This window comes from Rubellimicrobium roseum (genome assembly GCF_006152145.1).
In the GTDB taxonomy this organism is placed as follows: domain Bacteria; phylum Pseudomonadota; class Alphaproteobacteria; order Rhodobacterales; family Rhodobacteraceae; genus Rubellimicrobium; species Rubellimicrobium roseum.
Map to the genome: position 1 here is coordinate 284,743 of NZ_VDFV01000002.1, position 16,852 is coordinate 301,594.

Genomic DNA, 16,852 nt, shown 5'->3' on the forward strand with positions numbered 1-16,852 from the left:
GGGGCCTTCGGGTCAGAATCCGTGTCCCGCCCCAAATGGGCCTTTGGCGCCCCGGTCTCAAGCCACCGGGGGCAGGCGGTGCAGTGGGAGCGGCAGCGCGCGCAGGAGGCGGGCGCGGATGCGCTCCCAGAATGCATCGAGGAGGAGGAGGAGGACGCCCAGGCCGAGCACCGTGAGGGCGCTGCCGGTTCCGCCGAAGACGGTGCCGGCCAGCGCCACGCAGTAGCCCACGCCAGCGATCAGGAAGGAGCGGCGGTCGATCACCACCGCGACGAGCGCGATGACGACGAGGAAGAGCGCGAGAAGCCCGTTCGCCTGTGGTGTCGCCTGCGCCAGCAGGGTGAGCGCCACGGTGTTCACCAGCGCGGGAGCGGCGACCACATGAAGCCAGAAGCCGTTCGCGGCGCGTCGCGTCACGCGGTGGGGATCGCTCATGTCGAAGGCCATGGCCGTGGCGAAGACGCCGAGCCCCAGAAGCAGTGTGATCCAGGCGAAGGGGCCGCTGCCCGACAGCAGGAACAGGTCCGCCGGAGTCGAGGGCGTGCCGGCGCGGGCCGCGGCGAAGACCAGGGCGGTGGCGAAGAGCCCCAGCGCGATCATCGCCATGGCGAAAGGCACGCGGAAGCGCAGCCAGTAGAGGGCGATAGCCGCCGTCGAGAGCGCGAGAGGCAGGGTCAGCGCCTCGTAGGGAAAGACGGCGAAGCCGGTCTGGCTCGCCACGGTGCCCATCAGCAGCGCCTCGCCGGCCTGCCCGCCCAGGAAGCCCAGAGCGGCGTTGCCGGCCCAGAGCACCGACAGCGCGATGGCCGGCGCCACCATGCGGCGGCGGCGGACGAAGTACTCGGACAGGCCCCATACGACGACCGCCCCGGCCAGCGCCACTTGCGCGACCAGCCGGAGGGGGTCGTCTGACGGGTCGATGGTACCGGCGATCCAGACTGAGACCGCGCTCAGCCAGCCCACGGTCAGGATGATGAGGCCGGTGACGATGAAGATCTCGTTGAAACCCTTGAAGAGCTCGAAGGGCTCGTCGCCGGGGGCGAGGCCCTCGCGCGCGCCGCGGCGGCTTTGCGCGAGGGCGGTGAGGCGGGCCGCCTGCGCCTCGGACAGGACGCCGGTCGCCACGGCGGCGCGCAGGTCGTCGGGTGACAGGGCGGTGGTCATGGCGGCGCCTCCGGAGCGGGTCTGGCCGGGTTATAGCCCGGCCGCGGCGATTCAGGAGGTGAGGGATTCCACCGTGAGATTGCCATTGGTGTAGACGCAGATCTCGGCCGCGATGGCCATGGCCTTGCGGGCGACGGCCTCGGCGTCGAGATCCGTCTCCATCAGCGCACGGGCGGCGGCGAGCGCGTAGTTGCCCCCGGAGCCGATGGCAGCCACGTCGTGCTCGGGCTCCAGCACGTCCCCCGCGCCCGTGACGACGAGCAGCGCGTCCCCGTCGGTGACGATCAGCATGGCCTCGAGCTTCTGGAGGTACTTGTCGGTGCGCCAGTCCTTGGCCAGTTCCACCGCCGCGCGGGCGAGCTGGCCGGGCGAGGCCTCGAGCTTGGCCTCGAGACGTTCGAGCAGGGTGAAGGCGTCGGCGGTGGAGCCGGCGAAGCCCGCCACCACGTCATGGCCCCCGGGCGAGAGACGGCGCACCTTGCGCGCCGTCCCCTTGATGACGGTCTGGCCCAGCGAGACCTGGCCGTCCCCGGCGACGACCACCCGGCCGCCCTTGCGGACGGCCAGGATCGTGGTGCCGTGCCAGCCCGGAAAGTCGCTGTCGGCCATCAGATGGACGAGTCGATCCAGGCCTGCAGCGCCGCCTTGGGCGCGGCGCCGGCGCGGTTGGACACGGGCTTGCCGTCCTTGAAGACGAACAGCGCCGGGATGCCGCGCACACCGAGCTGGGCGGCGGTGTTCGGGTTCTCGTCCACGTTGACCTTGGCGATCTTCACGCGGTCGCCGTACTGGGCCGAGAGCTCCTCAAGGGCCGGGCCAATCATCCGGCAGGGGCCGCACCACTCGGCCCAGAAGTCCACGACGACGGGGACGGAGGAGTTGATGACCTCGGCGCCGAAGGTGGCGTCGGTGACGGGAACGGTGGCCATGATGGCTCTCCTGCAGAGGGTGCCGCCGCGTCAGGTGCGGCGACAGGGGTCGGAGGCCGAACGTATGGAGCCGATCCTGAGGCGTCAAGCCGCAGGGGCTGCAGCCCGTTGCAGGGCGGCCATGACGAGATCGCGGGGCAGTTCGTCAAGCCGGGCGGCGCGCGTCCAGAGCACGGCCGTGCGCACTTCGCGCCCGGGATAGAGCGCCTCCAGCATCGCCGCATAGGCGCCGAGCTGGCGCAGGACGCCCTCGGGCACCTGGTCGAGGCTCTTGGGAACCACGCGGTTCGTCTTGAAGTCGATGGCGGTCACGGCCGTAGGCGTGACGAGCAGGCGGTCGATCTGGCCATGCAGGCGCCCCAGGCCCGCGACGTCGGCGCTGACCTCGACCTCGGCCAGGCTCTCGGGGCCGAAGAGCGGAGAGAGATGCGGCGCGGCGATCAGGGTCTCCGCCTCGGCCACGATCTCGCGCAAGTCTCCGGCGATCGCGCCCTCCTCGGTGGCCGCGAGGAGCGCGAGCACGGCGTCGGGCGCGGTGAGGGGCAGGTGCTCGAGTGCGAGGTGCATGAGATGGCCGCGCGCGAGCGACCGGGCGCGCACGGCCTCGGGGTCGTCGCCCGCCTCCTCGCCGTCGAGGATCTTGGCGCCGCCGAGGTCCGAGGGCGCGCGGGCCAGCGCATGGGGGCCGGGCGCGGAGACCGGGCCGAAGGCGGGCGCGGGCGCGGGCTCCGGCGCGAGGCGACGAGCACGGTCGGGCGCCCAGGGCAGGTGGTCCCAGTCGCCGCCGTAGCGCCGGCCGGGGCCGGTCGGGAAGGGGTGCTCGGGCCCATTCAGCTCCTCGACCAGCGCCTGCTCGACGGCGCCGTGCCAGCTTCCATGTCCGCACTCGCCCGCGGCGCAGACCACGAGCCAGGACTCGGCTCGCGTCATGGCGACGTAAAGGAGCCGCCGCCGCTCCCGCTCCTGCGCGGCGAGGAGGTCGGCTTTCCTCTCGCGCATGACCTGGGGCATGTCGGCCGCGCTGGAGGCCCAGAGCACGCCGCGCCGCCCCGGTACCGGATAAAGCGAGGCGAGTGTCGGCGGCCTGCGCTTGGCGCAGTCGGGCAGGAAGACGACCGGCGCCTCGAGCCCCTTGGAGCCGTGCACTGTCATCACCCGGATGCGGTCGCTGGCCGCATCCATCTGGCGCTTCACCTCGGCCTCGTCCTGGCCGCGCCATTCGAGGAATCCCGTGAGCGAAGGGACGGCCTCGCTCTCGTAGGCCAGCGCCTGGGCGAGGAAGGCGTCGAGCCCGTCCTCGGCCTCGGGGCCCAGGCGGGCCAGGAGCTTGCGGCGACCGTCGTGGCGCAGGAGCAGCCGGTTCACGAGGTCATAGGGCCGCAGGAAGTCGGCCTTGGCCCGCAGGTCGTCGAGGATGGCGCGCGCCTCGCAGGCGGGTCCCGCGCAGAGCGCCTCCCAAAGCGTCTGGCCCTCGGGCCGGGGCTGGGCCAGGCGGTAGAGGTCCCGCTCGGTCCAGCCGAAGAGCGGGCTTTTCAGGGCGCAGGCCAGCGACAGGCAGTCCTCGGGCAGCGCCAGGAAGCGCAGAACCGCTTCGACATCGCGCACGGCAAGCTCGGCGCGCAGCTTGAGCCGGTCGGCCCCGGCCACGTCCAGCTTGAGCTTCTTGAGCTCGCGGATGATGGCGGTGAAGAGTGTGCTGCGGCGTTGCACGAGGATCATCACGTCGCCGGGCGTGACCGGACGGCGCATCCAGGTTCCCTCGACCTCCACGGGCAGCGAGCCTTCGTCGAGGATCTCCTTGACGGCCAGCGCGACCTTTTCGGCCAGAAGGATGGTCTCGCTGCGCGGGTCCTCGGAGTCGACGGGGTCGGTCCAGTGCCGCTCGTCCTTGGGCTTCTCCGCCTTGGGGACGGCCGGCCAGAGGTCCACCCGGCCCGGCATGCCCGCCTTGAAGGCGCGGTGGCTGGGTCGCGAGTCCCCCAGTCCGTCATGGTCCACGAAGGTCGCGTCCACGGTCTTGAGGATCGCCTCGGACGAGCGGAAGGAATATTCGAGCGCGGTGGAGCGCAGGGTCTGGCCGATGCGCCCGAGCCGCTCGCCGAAATGCCGCTGCATCCGGTCGAAGCCCTCGGCGTCGGCGCCCTGGAAGGAGAAGATCGACTGCTTGCGGTCGCCCACGACGAAGATCGTGCGGTGGCGCTGGGGGTCGCGGCCCTCGCCGGCAGCGAATTCCTCGGCCAGACGCTCGATCACCGCCCATTGGCCGGGCGAGGTGTCCTGCGCCTCGTCCACGAGGATATGGTCAATGCCGCCGTCGAGCCGCCAGAGCACCCACTGCGCCACAGCCGGGTCGGTGAGCAGCGCGCGGGCGCGGCCGATGAGATCGTCGAAGTCCAGGAGCCCGCGCGCGAGCTTGCGGCGCTCGTAGGCCTCGACGAAGCTGGCGGCGAAGGCGTGGAGGTCGCGGTTGCGGACATGCGCCTGCAGGCAGAGGCGGAGGTCGCGCGCTGCCTCAACCTCGCGCATCAGGTCTTCGAGGCGCTCGATCAGGTCGGGGTCCTTGCCCCGCAGCGCCTTGGTCGGGAAGGCACCGATCTTGGCGGTGAAGGGACCGGCTTTCGCGCTTTCGCCGTAGAGGAACAGCGACTCCAGTTCGGTCAGGGAATCGAGGCGGAACGGCGCGTGCGCGCAGACCGCATGAAGCGCGACCGCTGCCTTCTGGTCGTTGGTGCCGCCCATCCGGCAGAGCGTGGCCAGGTCGCGCAGGAGCTGCCGCCGCTCGGCGTTCTCGATGCAGGCGAGGAGCGAATCCTCGCAGGTCCCCTCGGGCAGGCTCAGGAGCGCGCGCAGCTCGGCCTCGCTGGGGCCTGGGCGGAAAGCGTCGCGACGGCTGGCGATCTCGGCCAGCATCGCCTCGAAGGCACCCGCCGAAAGGTGCCGCGCCACGGCATCCACCAGCGCGGCCTGCGGCCCCAGTGCCATCTCCTCGGCCACTTCGGCGCGCAGGAGCGCCATGCCGCGGTCGTCGAGTTCGCGGAACTGGGGCGAGACCCCGGCCTCGAGCGGGAAGCGGCGCAGGAGCGAGGCGCAGAAGGCGTGGATCGTCTGGATCTTGAGGCCGCCCGGCGTTTCCAGCGCCTGCGCGAAGAGCCGCCGCGCCTCCGCGAGGTTCACGGGCTCCAGCCCCTCGGTGAGGCCGAGATCGCGCAACTCGCGGATGAGGGCCTCGTCCTCCTTCATCGCCCAGCCGCCCAGGCGGCGGAAGAGGCGGGTCTGCATCTCGGCCGCCGCCGCTTTGGTGTAGGTGAGGCAGAGAATGTTCGCCGGGTCCACGCCCGCGAGCAGGAGCCGCGCCACCCGGTCGGTGAGAACGCGGGTCTTGCCGCTCCCTGCATTGGCCGACAGCCAGGTCGAGGCGCGCGGATCGGCGGCCTCGCGTTGCCGCTCGGCCGCCGGATGGTCGGCGAGGAAGCTCGGGCGGGGGGCGGTCATGGGGGGAGGGCCGGGTCCTGCATCGGGTCAGGGTCGACGCTATCAGACCATGTCCTCGGGCGTCACGGGGGTGGCATGATCCCATTCGCCGTATCTGGCAAGATGGTCATAGTCGCTTTCCTGGTCCTCGCGCTCCATCGCCATACGCGCCGAGAAGCCGCGGGCGGGGTCGAGCCAGACGCGCAGGAGCGCCTGGAGCTCGATCCAGACCTGGTCGGGCGGGATCTCGTCGAGCGGCGCCGGGATGACCCGCTGGTCGGAGCCCAGGCCCACGAAGGCGGCCCCCTGCACCGGGACCTTCCCCAGCGAGCCGAAGGCGCCGCGCTCGGCCATGGCGGCCATCAGGAGGAGCTGCTTGGCGAAGGTTCTCTGCTGCGCGACCGTGGGCACCTGGCCCGTCTTGTAGTCGAGGATCACCGCCCGGCCGTCGGGGGTCAGGTCGATGCGGTCGGCCTTGGCGACCAAGGTGATTCCAAGGCCCGGCACCTCGATCTCGCCCTTCGTCTCGAAGAGCGCGGGCTTGGCGAGATGGCGACGCTCGACCTCCGTGGCCAGGAAGCCGGGCGCGACCTTGGCCAGCTGCGCGAGCCAAAGGCGACGCATCACCGGCCAGGCGCAATCTGCTTCAAAGACTTCGGCTGCCGTTTGAAGGAGTTTCGATGACGCATCAGGTAGGTCGGGAGCGATCCCAGCTTCCAGGAACTTCTCCAGGGCCTTGTGGATCACGGTGCCGCGCAGGGGGGCATCTGGCGCGGCGGTCAGAGGATCGAGAGCGGGCAGGCGCAGGACCGTCTGGGCGTAGACGGCGTAGGGGTCGCGGCGCAGGCGATCGAGCGCGGTGACCGAGATCCGGCGCGGCCGCGCCTCGACAGGCGGGCGCGGGGAAGGCCGAGGCGCGGGGCGTAGCCGCTCGGCGGGCCGGGACAGGGCGCCCGCGCAGGCGAGCCAAGAGTCGCCGCGCGCCTTCATGGCCGCGATGGCGGCAGGGCCACCCTGGCGGGGCAGGCCTTCAAGGAGATTGAGGAGGCGGTTAAGCCAGCGCGACGGGACGGTGGGTGCCTCGTCGCTGCGCACGGCGCGTGTGACCCAGGCCTCGGAAGCTCCGAGCGCCAGCATGTAATCGAGCGCCGCTTGGCCGATGCGGCGTTCGGGAAGCGGCAGGCCCACGACCTCGCGCATCCGGCGGTTGAGCCAAGGGTCCACGGGGGCGGCCGGGGGCCAGACGCCCTCGTTCATGCCGCCCAGGATCACGAGGTCGGCGGTCTGTGCGCGCGCCTCCAGCGTGCCCCAGATCAGGGCGCGCGGATGGCCCCGGTCGCGGTCGCGCACCTCGGCGGTGTCGAGCACGCCCTGGAAGAGGCTGGCGTAGTCGCGGGGCGACAGGCGCCCGCCCGCATCGGCGTGGCGAAGGAGCTGCTCGCAGACGCGCCGGGCCTCGCGCCCCGCAGCCTCCTGCCACAAAGGGATCGGCCCCGTGGCGGTGGAGCCCGCCGAGAACGCCTCGGCCAGTTCCAGATGGTCGGCCACCTGCTCGGCCAAGGGGCGTTCCCCAGCGGGTCGGAGGCGGTCCACAAGCCCGGCCAGCCAGTCGGCCCAGGCACCCAGGCCGGGGTCGGTGCCCAGTTCCGCCGCCGCAAAGGCGCGGACGGTGCCGGCATCGGGTGAGGGCGGTCCCTTGCGGCGGAGGCGGAGCTCGAGCTGGTGGATGCGCCGCAGGTGGGCGGGGCGGTCGGCCCCCGCGTGGCAGAGCGGATGCTTGAGGAGCGACAGAAGCGATTCACCCGTGAGCCGGGTCCCGCGCAGGTCGGCCACCTGCCGCAGAAGGCGGCCGGGAGGCGAGAGGGGCAGCGGCTCGCCCGCGCTGTCGTCGGGGACCACGCCCCAGCGGTCAAGCGCCGCCGCCACGGCGCGGGTGAGCGTCCGGTCGGGGGTGACGAGGGCGCAGGTCCGGCCTTCCTCCAGCGCGGCGCGCATCCGCAGCGCGATGGTTTCGGCCTCGGCGCGCGGAGACGGGGCCTCGACCAGCGTGAGCCCGTCGCAGGCGGGGGCAAGGTCTCCCAGTAGCGGCCCTTCGGAGAGCCATTGGTCGGTGACGGGCGGCGGGCGCATCGCCAGGGAGACAAGCCTGTTTCGCAGGGAACAAGGGGCGGGCGTTGCGGCCCAGGGGCGAACCTCGGCGGGTGCGAGCCTCAGGCGGCGCAGGAGGACGGCATGGAGGAACTGCGGGTGGTCCTCGCCGGTGAGCGGGCTGTCGAGGCGGTCCCAGATCGCGTCGGGCAGATCCTCGTCAAAGCCGGGCAGGACCACGGCACCCTGCGGCAGCCGCGCCACCAACTCCATGAATCGCAACGTGGCGCCCCGCGCGGCGGTGGCGCCAGCGACGATCACCGGGTCGCGCGGGGGGGTCGTGAGCCAAGCGCGCTCCAGCCGGTCCACGACGCGGCGCATCCGGGCGTCGCCATCGGGGGCGCCCTCGGCCTGGAACCAGGGTTCGAGGATGCCGAGAAAGCGGAGCGATCGCGCCCAGTGGCCCGACAGGTCGGCCACGTCGACGGCCTCGATGGCCGAAGGGGGCACGCCCTCGCCCTGCATCTCCTCCATGAGATCGGCGAGGCTGTCGGACAGGTCGAAGAGGCGGGCGCGGGGGGCGAGATCGGGCTCGGCCGCGAGGAGGGCGGCGATGAGTTGCGTCAGCTCCAGCCGGCGGCGGAGCGCGGGAACCGGCGGGGGCAGGTCGGCTCCGACCGGGTCGAGCGCCACGTCGCCCAGGAGGCGGATGCGCGGAACCACGCGCGCGGCGCCGGCGTCGAAGGCCTCGCGCAGGCGGCGCTGCATCCGGCGGGTGGGCACATAGAGCGTCACGCGCGCCCACGCCTCGGGTGGATGGCCGTCGAGCCGGCGCGCGAGGCCGGCCAGCATCTCGGTCGCGAAGTCGAGGCCGGGGGGCAGGCCGAAGAGGCGCGGGCCGGGCGAGGCGAACATCAGGGCGCGCCCACGCGGAGGAGGTTCTCGGCAAGGGGAAGGTTTTCTGGCCGCCCGACGTCGCACCAGGCTCCGCTGTAGACGAGGCCGTAAAGGCCGCCCCGGCCGGCGGCGCGGTCCCAGAGGCGGTTGAGCGAGAAGACGGGATCGGGCATCTCGGCCAGCCCTTCGGTGCGCAGGATCTGCGCCCCCGTATAGACATGCGAGGTCCCGCGCGCGAGCCGCCCCGTCGGGTCAAGGTCGAAGTCGCCCATCCCTCGGTAGCCCCGCGCGCGGGCGGTGGGCACAAGGAGAAGAAGCGCCTCCATTTCAGGCCGCCACCCCTGCGCGAGCGCCCGCAGCGGGTTCGGCCCGGCCCAGGCGGTGTCGCTGTTGATCGTCCAGACAGGATCAGGTCCGAGGAGCGGCAGCGCGGCCTTGAGGCCTCCGCCCGTCTCCAGAAGGCCCGCCGTCTCGTCGGCGATGAGCACGGGCTCGCGGGCGAGATGGGTGCGGATCTGGTCGGCGAGGTAATGGACGTTGACCACGATCGGCGCGGCGCCCGCGCCTTTGGCGTGGTCGAGCGCCTGATCGATGAGCGGCCGGCCTCCGACCTCGATGAGCGGCTTCGGGCGCGTGGCGGTCAGCGCGCCCATGCGTGTGCCGAGCCCTGCGGCAAAGATCATGGCGGCGCGGGGACTCATGAGACGGCTCCGGACGAGAGGGCGTCGCGGACGAGGGGGGCCAGGCGAGCCAGCGCCGGATGGGCGAGGTCGCCCTCCACATGGGCGCGCACCCGGGGGAGGAGCGCGAGGTAGGCGGGTTTGCCGCGCTCTCTCGCGAGGCGGGCGAAGACGCCTAGGATGCGGAGGTTGCGCTGGAGGCCGAGGACCGCCGTCGCGGCCGCGACGCGGGCCTCGTCACGGCCCGTGCCCTCGGCGAAGCGGCGGATCATCGCGGTCCGCAGGGCAGCGTCCATGTCGCGGCGGGCGTCGCGCAGGAGGGAGGCGAGGTCATACTCGGGCGGGGCCATCACGGCGTCCTGAAAGTCGAGCAGGCCTAGGCGATCGATGCCCTCGCGATCCCCGCGCCAGACGAGATTCTCGGCGTGGTAGTCGCGGAGGCTCAGGACGGTCGCCTCGGGGGCATGCCGCTCCAGGGCCTCGCGCAGGCGCCCGCTCAACTCGCCCGCGCGGCGAGGGTCGAGGCCGGGTAGATAATGCTCCCACAGGGGCGAGATCATGCCGGCGGCGCGAAGCGGCGTCAGGGCCACCAGTCCGTCGGGCGCTGGCGCAGACTGGAGGCGCAGGAGCACGTCGACGGCCGTGCCATAGAGCATGGGCGAGTCATCGGGGTGATCGGCCAGCCAAGCTGCCATATGCGTGGGGCCGAGGTCCTCGAGAAGAAGAAGACCCGGCGCCTCGGCCAGGATGGCGGGCGCGTGAAGGCCCAGGGCGCGCAGATGGGCGCCGATGCGGAGGAAGGGGGCGAGCGAGGCCGGTTCGGCGCGGCTGTCCATCAGGACGGCGGTGCGGCCGTCGGGCCCATGGAGCCGCTCGTAGCGCCGGCCCGAGGCATCGCCTGCGAGAGCCGCGCGGCGCCAGCCTGCCGCGGGCGAGGCCGCGAGAAAGACGGCACAGGAGTCCGGCTCGGGGCGCGGTGGCGGAAGGCTAGACATCAAGATCCTCGAGGCGGGATGCCCAGGTCGAGGGGCCCGAGAAGGTGGCCTGCCGGCCATCCTCGCCCCAGGGCGCCAGGTCCAGGCTCAGCGCCTGCGTCGGCGCGAGCGGGCCCAGCCGATCAGGCCATTCGATCAGGCAGATGGCTTCCTCCATAGCCACGAGAAGTCCCAGTTCGGCCACTTCGTCGGGGTGCAACAGGCGGTAGAGGTCGGCGTGCCAGATCGCCTGAGGGCCTTCGCCGTAGGTCTGGACCAGGGTGAAAGTGGGGGAGGGGACCTCGGTCGTCGGATCCCCCAGCCGCGCCCGGATCAGGGCACGGGCGAACGCGGATTTCCCGGCTCCCACCGGGCCGGACAGGAGCACCGTGTCCCCGGGCGCAAGACGCGGGGCAAGGCGGGCAGCCAAGGCCTCGGTCTGGGCTTCGGTAGGCAGGGGAATGGGTTCGGCGAGCCGCATGGGCAGAGATTACGCAGTCCAGGCCAGTCCCGCCAGCCCCGCTCTGGCCGCAGACTGTTCCAGATGACCTTGGGTCAGGAGCTGGACGGCATCGCCGGAAGATCGTCCGGCGGAGACGTGGGGGCCGGCCGGAACGACACGAGCGTGCCGCAGCGGGCTAGCGGCAGGGCTCGGATGAATATGTCGCGCCCATCGTGCAGCTCGAGCGTGCCCGTCGCTTCTAGTCGACCCGCGTTCCAGCCGTCGCGCAGCCGGTTCCAGATTGGAGAGGAGACGGATCGTTCCTCCCAGCGGGCCAGCTCGGTCAGGAGACTCGGCGCGGTCCGCTCGTCGTCGGCGAGGCCCCAGAGGCGGGCATAGGCGACGTTCGACAGGCTGATGACCCCGGTCGGGGAGAAGACGGCCACGGCGTCCTCCAGAGCGTCCAGCGCTGCCTGAGCCATGCCGAGATCAGCCCGGAAGCGGCGGGTGAGGCCAATCTCGTCGCTGATGTCCTCGAAGAGAAAGGCTAGGGCGCCATCGAGGTGCGGCCGCCCCGTCACGCGGTAGGTCCGGCCATCGGGCAAGGTCCAGGTTTCGTGGTAGTGGCCCTCGGCGGCGGCGGCCTCAAGCGCGGCCACGGTTTCGCGCCAGCCGGCGTAGTCGCGCGGCTCCGGCAGTATCTTGGCGTCGCGCAGGCGGTCGAGCACCGTTCGCACCAGGGGGCGTCCGCTCAGGAAGCCGATCGGCAGGCTGGTGAGGTCGACGAAGGCGGGGTTGAAGAGGACGAGCCGTCGGTCGCGGTCGAAGATCGCCAGGCCCGTGCGCAGATGCGCGAACGTCTTGGCCAGCGTCTGAACGAATTGCCGCCGCGCCGCTTCGGCCCTTACGAGGTCGCCCACGTCGGTCGCGAAGTGCAGGCTGCCTTCGCCACGCCGGAGACTGGTCACGTCATGCCAGGAGGGCTCGCCGTCCGGGGGCGCCGGGAGGGAGAGGCGCTGAAGACGGCGCTCTCCTTCGGCGAGGTCGGCAGGCACGGGGAAGAGAGGCTGCGCGGGCCAAGCCGCGGTGGCGGCACCCTCCGGCAGACCGGCCGCGCGGTCGGCCAGCGCGAGGTAGGCCTGGTTCGCCCAGGCGAGCCCGCCCCGTTCATCCATCATCCAGATCGGCTGCGGCGCGGCCTCGGCCAGGCCACGAAGTAGATCGAGCTCGGCCTCGGCTGCCCGGAGCGCCAGCAGGTCGACGGCCGAGCCGGCCGTTGCGTCGGGCGCAAGCGTCACGCGGAGCGCCCGGCCCTCGTCTGCGATCTCCAGGGTGCCAGCCCCGTGAGGCGAGGCTAGCACCAGCCGCCCAAATCGCGGTAGCCCGGCGAGCCGCTGCTCCAGGTCGGGGCCGAAGCCGCGGGCCAGCGCGGTTGCGAGCCGGGACAGGTCCGACCCGACCCTGGCGGTCTGTTGGAGGAGACGTTGCGCGCCCGGCGTGGCGTCGACCAAGGTTCCCTGCTCGAACAGCAGGACGGCCCGCCCGTCGGGCTGGGCGGTTCCGGTCGACGGCCCGCTCCGCAGGCGATGTTCCAATGCAAGGACGATCATGGCCGCCCCCGCGAGCGCGACGGATGCGACTCCCAAAACCTCCAACGCTTCCAGCAGCATCCGATGCCCTCCTCTCGGGGCAGGATGTCAGAAAGAGGTTAATTCCTGGTTAATTCTCGAAAGTGGCATGGTAGGGACCGCTCAGGCCTCGCCCCGGGGCGACGAGGCAAGGACGGCGGGCGGCCAAGCCACGACCGCCACGGCGCCGCCGGCGGCGTCGTTGGCAAAGGTGAGGCGCGCACCCGTGCGTTCGAGGAGGGATTTGGCGATGAAAAGGCCGAGGCCCATGCCCTCGTAGCCGGGGCGCCGCAGTTCCGGCCCGGAGGTCGAGGGTCGGTGCGTCGGGCGCCCCCGCATGAACGGATCACCGATGCGGTCGAGGAGCGCGGGTTCGAAGCCCGGGCCGTCGTCGCGGATGCGCACCGAGAGCCGCTCGGGCGTCCAGTCGAGGCGGATCTCCACGCGGGAGGCGGCGAAGTCCACCGCGTTCTGCACGAGATTGCGCAGGCCATGGACGATCTCGGGCCGGCGGGGAATGTCGGGCTGGCGCCCTTCGGGCACCAGGATCTCCACGATCTTGCCGCGGCCCAGATGGGGTTCGGCCGCCTCGCGCAGGACCGCCTCGAAGGGCGCTCGGTCGAGATAGGTGTCCCGGCCCGCCCGGCCCATGGCGCGCAGGATGTCGCGGCAGCGGTCGGCCTGATCGCGCAGGAGCCGGGCGTCTTCGAGAAGGTCGTCCAGATCGGGGCGGCCTTCCAACTCCTCGATCATCTCGCCTGACACGAGCTTGATCGTCGCGAGCGGCGTGCCCAGCTCGTGCGCGGCGGCGGCCACGACACCATCGAGGTCCGACAGCCGCTGCGCCCGACCCAGCGCGAGTTGCGTGGCGGTCAGGGCGTCGCCCATGGCGGTCATCTCGGCGGTGATGCTGCGGGCGTAGAGGCCGAGGAATCCCACCCCGATCATCAGCGCCACCCAGAAGCCCCACAAGAACAGCCGCGGCGTCTGCAGCGGCCCCTCGGGCGTGAGGAGCGGCAGGTACCAGGTCCCAATCGCCGTGATGACCGTCAGGGTAAGCCCGCCCAGGACCAGCGTCGTGCGCGGGTCGAGGACGCTGGCCGCGATGGTCACGGGCGCGAGCAGCAGCACGGCGAAGGGATTGTTGAGCCCCCCCGTGAGCGCGAGAAGGAACCCGAGCTGGAGGATGTCGAAGGTCAGGAACAAGGTGGCCTCGCGCTCGGTCAGGCGGCGCGTGCGCGGGGCGGTGAAGGTGGCCACGAGGTTGACAAGGACCGAGGCACCAATGGCGAGCGAGGCCGCCCCCGTGGCGATCCCGAGATCGAGCAGGCGCGTGGCTACCACCAAGGCGGCGATCTGACCGGCGATGGCGAGCCAGCGCAGCACCGTCAATGTGCGCAGCGGCACCCAGTCGCCCCGCCGGGCGGAGCTCAGGGCCTCGGTCGGATTTGCGAGGGCGTGCGGATCGGTCAGGGGAGCCTCCTTGCGGCGCTTGGGCGCATTGTTACGGTCGCTGGCGCATCCGATCTACAGCCGACGAAGCTAGGAGACAGCCCCATGCGGACCAGCATCATCGCCGCCGTCGCGGGCGCCTTGGCCTTTGCGGGCCTGGCCGGTATGGCCCTCGCGCCCCGGTTCGGCGGCGCGTCGGACGCCTTCGCCAAGTGCCGCGACGGGCAGGTGGCCGGCGGTGACCTCGGCGGGCCCTTCACTCTGGTGAACGGAGCCGGGCAGACCGTCACCGATGCGGAGGTCGTGACCGAGCCGTCCATCCTCTACTTCGGCTTCACCTCCTGCGCCGATGTCTGCCCGATGGACATGGCGCGCAACGCCAGCGCCGTGGAGATCCTGGAGGAGCGCGGGATCGAGGCCCGCCCCGTTTTCGTCTCGGTGGACCCCGAGCGCGACACGCCCGAGGTCGTCGCGTCCTACGCCGAGGCCTTCCATCCCCGCACGGTCGGCCTGACCGGCAGCCCTGAGCAGGTGGCCGAGGCCGCCCGGGCCTACCGGGTCTACTATGCCAAGCAGGACGGCGACCCGGACTATTATCTCGTGGACCATTCGAGCTTCAGCTATCTCGTGCTGCCCGAGGTGGGGTTCGTCGACTTCGTGAACCGCGACGAGAGCCCCGAGGCCGTGGCCGACCGGCTCCAGTGCTTTGCCGAGGTGGCGGGGGCCTGACAGCTTCCGCATTGAAAAGCGCGGGCAAGCCCCTATTCTCGAGCCATGTCGCCCGATGGACCCATGCCGCTGCCTGAGACCCCGTCCGAGGAGCTGGACCTCGGGCCGGACCCGTCGCTTCTCCTTGTCGACGACGACGAGGCCTTCCTGCGCCGCTTGGGCCGCGCGATGGAACGGCGGGGGTTTCGGGTGGAGATGGCAGGGTCGGTGGCTCAGGCCATCGCCGCCATCGCGCTCCGGCCTCCGGCCTATGCGGTGGTCGACCTGCGGCTGGGTGACGGCAACGGACTCGATGTGGTGGAGCGGCTGCGCGAATCGCGTGGCGACGCCCGGGTCATCGTGCTCACGGGGTACGGCGCCATCGCCAGCGCCGTGGCGGCGGTGAAGATCGGGGCCATCGACTACCTGTCCAAGCCCGCCGATGCCGCCGAGGTCACCCGGGCGCTGCTTGCTGGCGAGGGCGACCTGCCCGAGCCCCCCGAGAACCCGATGAGCGCCGACCGCGTGCGCTGGGAGCACATCCAGCGCGTCTACGAGATGTGCGACCGCAACGTGTCCGAGACCGCGCGGCGGCTCGGGATGCACCGACGGACGCTCCAGCGCATCCTGGCCAAGCGCAGCCCGAAATAGAGGTGTTTCACGTGAAACATCTCAGCCCTTCGCCTCTTCGCGTAGCCAGCGCATGAAGCGGCGCAGCGCCGGGCGGGGCGGGACCGGGCGACGGACCATCCAGAAGCCGAAGCGCGGGTCGGTCGCGGCGTGGACGGCCCTGAGCCGCCCGGAGGCCAGATCGTCGCCCAAGAGCGCCAGCAACTCCACGTAAAGTCCATACCCCGCCCGCGCGGCCGAGAGCGCCAGTTCTTCGGTGGGCATGGTCGTGGCCTGGAGCCCGTCCGGGTCGAGGCCGATCCGTCGCAGCCAGGCGCGCTCCTCGTGCGAGCCCTGCTCGAAGATCCAAGGCAGTGTCGCCATCTCGGCAGCCTCGAGCGCGGTCCGCTCGCCCAGGAGCGCAGGGGCGCCCACCACCGTATAGGCCGCTGGCACCAGCAGCTCGGCGTCGAGTCCCGCCCACTGGCCCTCGCCCAGCCGGATGGCAAGGTCCATTCGGGCGCGGGCGAGGTCCACCACCTGCCGGTCGGGATGGAGCGAGATCGGCACCTCTGGGTGACGCGCCCAGAAGCGCCCGAGCCGCGGCACCAACCACTGGCTGGCAAAGGCCGGAGTGAGCGTGACCTGCAGCGGGCGCCCGTCCTCGCCCGCCCGCACCTCGTCGACGGCTGTCGAAATGGCCTCGAAGCCGGCAGTCAGCGCCGCAGCCAGGCGTTCCCCCTCGGGCGTGAGCACAAGGCCACGGCCCATGCGCTCCAGGAGCGTCACGCCCAAAGACGCCTCCAAGCTGCGCACCTGCTGAGCGACAGCCGCGTGGGTGACGTTGAGCTCGCGCGAAGCAGCCGAAAAGCCGCCCAGCCGGGCGGCGGCCTCGAAGGCGCGCAGGCTCGTCAGGGAAGGAAGCGGCATGATAGCTGGCCTAACAGGTGGACAGGATTCCTGCCTCGTATAGGCCAGCAGGATTGCCTATTTCGTTGGCGTAAGTTGACGGAGTTCATATCATGTTTCAGATCATTGCCGAAGCCATCAGCCTTGTGGCCCATGCCTCGGGCCCGCGTGAGCCGGTTCGCCGCGAGATGCCCCAGCCCGTGCGCCGTCCGATGAGTTGGCCCCGGCTCGGGTGAGGGCTCACGCCTCCATCAGTTCGGCGTGCCGCGCCAGGAATGCGGCGCGTGCTTCCGTCGGCGGTCGGAGCCGCAGGACGAGGCCGGCCAGCACCCCATCGGGTGGGCGCCCGAACAGGCGGTCGGCCTCCGTTACCGAGAAGCCGGCGATTCGCGTGGCCTCCAGCCAGGCGCTGACCTTATCGGCCCGCTTGATCGCCGCCTTGATTTCGCGCGGGAGCGTGGCGGGAAGGCCGAAGCGGAGGTGCACCGCTTGCGCGAGCCGCGCGTCGAGCGCGCCGTAGCCCTCGCCGAGCACGGCCTTCACTGGCGAGATCATGTCGCCGATGACGTATTCCGGCGCATCATGCAGGAGCGCGGCCAGCCGCCAGCGCAGGGACGGCTCGGGCGCTGTGAGGCCGAAGATCTCCTCCACCAGCAGCGAGTGCTCGGCCACCGAATAGGGCCAGTCGCCCTGCGTCTGCCCGTTCCAGCGTGCCACGAAAGCGAGGCCGTGGGCGATGTCCACGATCTCGATGTCCATCGGCGTCGGGTCGAGGAGGTCGAGCCTCCTTCCCGAAAGCATCCGCTGCCATGCACGCTTGACCAAGACCGCCTCCTTCTCCGCCTCGCGATCTAGCCAAGAGCGAGCATCGGGGCCAAGTAATTGCCCATCAACACCCGGA

General features: G+C 71.6%; 15 protein-coding genes. 3 read left to right on the top strand and 12 right to left on the bottom strand.

The window, feature by feature from the left end:
- Positions 1-57: 57 nt before the first annotated feature.
- From FHG71_RS03795 to regB, 10 genes are all read right to left on the bottom strand, one after another.
- Complete coding sequence (locus FHG71_RS03795) at positions 58-1,164, bottom strand: hypothetical protein (protein WP_139080274.1); 1,107 nt, start codon at positions 1,162-1,164, stop codon at positions 58-60.
- A 51-nt stretch (positions 1,165-1,215) separates the two neighbouring features.
- Entirely contained in the window at positions 1,216-1,773 is a 558-nt protein-coding gene (gene hslV, locus FHG71_RS03800; RefSeq protein WP_139080275.1) for an ATP-dependent protease subunit HslV, read from the bottom strand.
- Entirely contained in the window at positions 1,773-2,093 is a 321-nt protein-coding gene (gene trxA, locus FHG71_RS03805) for a thioredoxin (protein WP_139080276.1), read from the bottom strand. The genes hslV and trxA overlap by 1 nt, the downstream gene beginning before the upstream one ends.
- An 84-nt stretch (positions 2,094-2,177) precedes the next feature.
- Positions 2,178-5,585, bottom strand: coding sequence for a double-strand break repair helicase AddA (gene addA, locus FHG71_RS03810; RefSeq protein ID WP_139080277.1), 3,408 nt, complete (start codon positions 5,583-5,585; stop codon positions 2,178-2,180).
- A 42-nt stretch (positions 5,586-5,627) separates the two neighbouring features.
- Positions 5,628-8,567 carry a double-strand break repair protein AddB gene (gene addB, locus FHG71_RS03815; protein ID WP_139080278.1) on the bottom strand — a complete coding sequence of 980 codons (2,940 nt, stop codon included), beginning with the start codon at positions 8,565-8,567 and terminating at the stop codon, positions 5,628-5,630.
- Entirely contained in the window at positions 8,567-9,250 is a 684-nt protein-coding gene (locus tag FHG71_RS03820) for a nucleotidyltransferase family protein (RefSeq protein WP_139080279.1), read from the bottom strand. Before FHG71_RS03820 ends, addB begins: the two co-directional genes overlap by 1 nt.
- Positions 9,247-10,224 (bottom strand): aminoglycoside phosphotransferase family protein, encoded by a 978-nt coding sequence (locus FHG71_RS03825; RefSeq protein ID WP_176559271.1) that lies wholly within the window; start codon positions 10,222-10,224, stop codon positions 9,247-9,249. Before FHG71_RS03825 ends, FHG71_RS03820 begins: the two co-directional genes overlap by 4 nt.
- A complete protein-coding gene (tsaE, locus tag FHG71_RS03830; protein ID WP_139080281.1) occupies positions 10,217-10,684 on the bottom strand; it encodes a tRNA (adenosine(37)-N6)-threonylcarbamoyltransferase complex ATPase subunit type 1 TsaE in 468 nt (155 codons plus the stop codon). Before tsaE ends, FHG71_RS03825 begins: the two co-directional genes overlap by 8 nt.
- A gap of 74 nt (positions 10,685-10,758) precedes the next feature.
- Positions 10,759-12,315, bottom strand: a complete 1,557-nt coding sequence (locus FHG71_RS03835; RefSeq protein WP_139080282.1) for a PAS-domain containing protein — start codon at positions 12,313-12,315, stop codon at positions 10,759-10,761.
- A gap of 81 nt (positions 12,316-12,396) precedes the next feature.
- Positions 12,397-13,746 carry a sensor histidine kinase RegB gene (gene regB, locus FHG71_RS03840; RefSeq protein ID WP_342777506.1) on the bottom strand — a complete coding sequence of 450 codons (1,350 nt, stop codon included), beginning with the start codon at positions 13,744-13,746 and terminating at the stop codon, positions 12,397-12,399.
- An 84-nt stretch (positions 13,747-13,830) separates the two neighbouring features.
- Between regB and FHG71_RS03845 the strand changes: the two genes are divergently transcribed.
- Both FHG71_RS03845 and FHG71_RS03850 read left to right on the top strand, forming a co-directional pair.
- Entirely contained in the window at positions 13,831-14,454 is a 624-nt protein-coding gene (locus FHG71_RS03845; RefSeq protein ID WP_139080284.1) for an SCO family protein, read from the top strand.
- Between the two features lie 63 nt (positions 14,455-14,517).
- Positions 14,518-15,084 (top strand): ActR/PrrA/RegA family redox response regulator transcription factor, encoded by a 567-nt coding sequence (locus tag FHG71_RS03850; protein ID WP_139080285.1) that lies wholly within the window; start codon positions 14,518-14,520, stop codon positions 15,082-15,084.
- A gap of 21 nt (positions 15,085-15,105) precedes the next feature.
- Here the strand turns inward: FHG71_RS03850 and FHG71_RS03855 are convergent, their stop codons facing one another.
- Complete coding sequence (locus FHG71_RS03855; RefSeq protein ID WP_139080286.1) at positions 15,106-15,972, bottom strand: LysR family transcriptional regulator; 867 nt, start codon at positions 15,970-15,972, stop codon at positions 15,106-15,108.
- A 92-nt stretch (positions 15,973-16,064) separates the two neighbouring features.
- Between FHG71_RS03855 and FHG71_RS24535 the strand changes: the two genes are divergently transcribed.
- On the top strand, positions 16,065-16,187 hold the full coding sequence (locus FHG71_RS24535; protein ID WP_281281939.1) for a hypothetical protein: 123 nt from the start codon (positions 16,065-16,067) through the stop codon (positions 16,185-16,187).
- Positions 16,188-16,191: 4 nt separating this feature from the next.
- Here FHG71_RS24535 and FHG71_RS03860 read toward each other — a convergent pair whose 3' ends face one another.
- The gene (locus tag FHG71_RS03860; RefSeq protein ID WP_139080353.1) at positions 16,192-16,752 is read right to left on the bottom strand and encodes an HD domain-containing protein; all 561 of its coding nucleotides are present in this window, start codon (positions 16,750-16,752) and stop codon (positions 16,192-16,194) included.
- Positions 16,753-16,852: the final 100 nt, after the last annotated feature.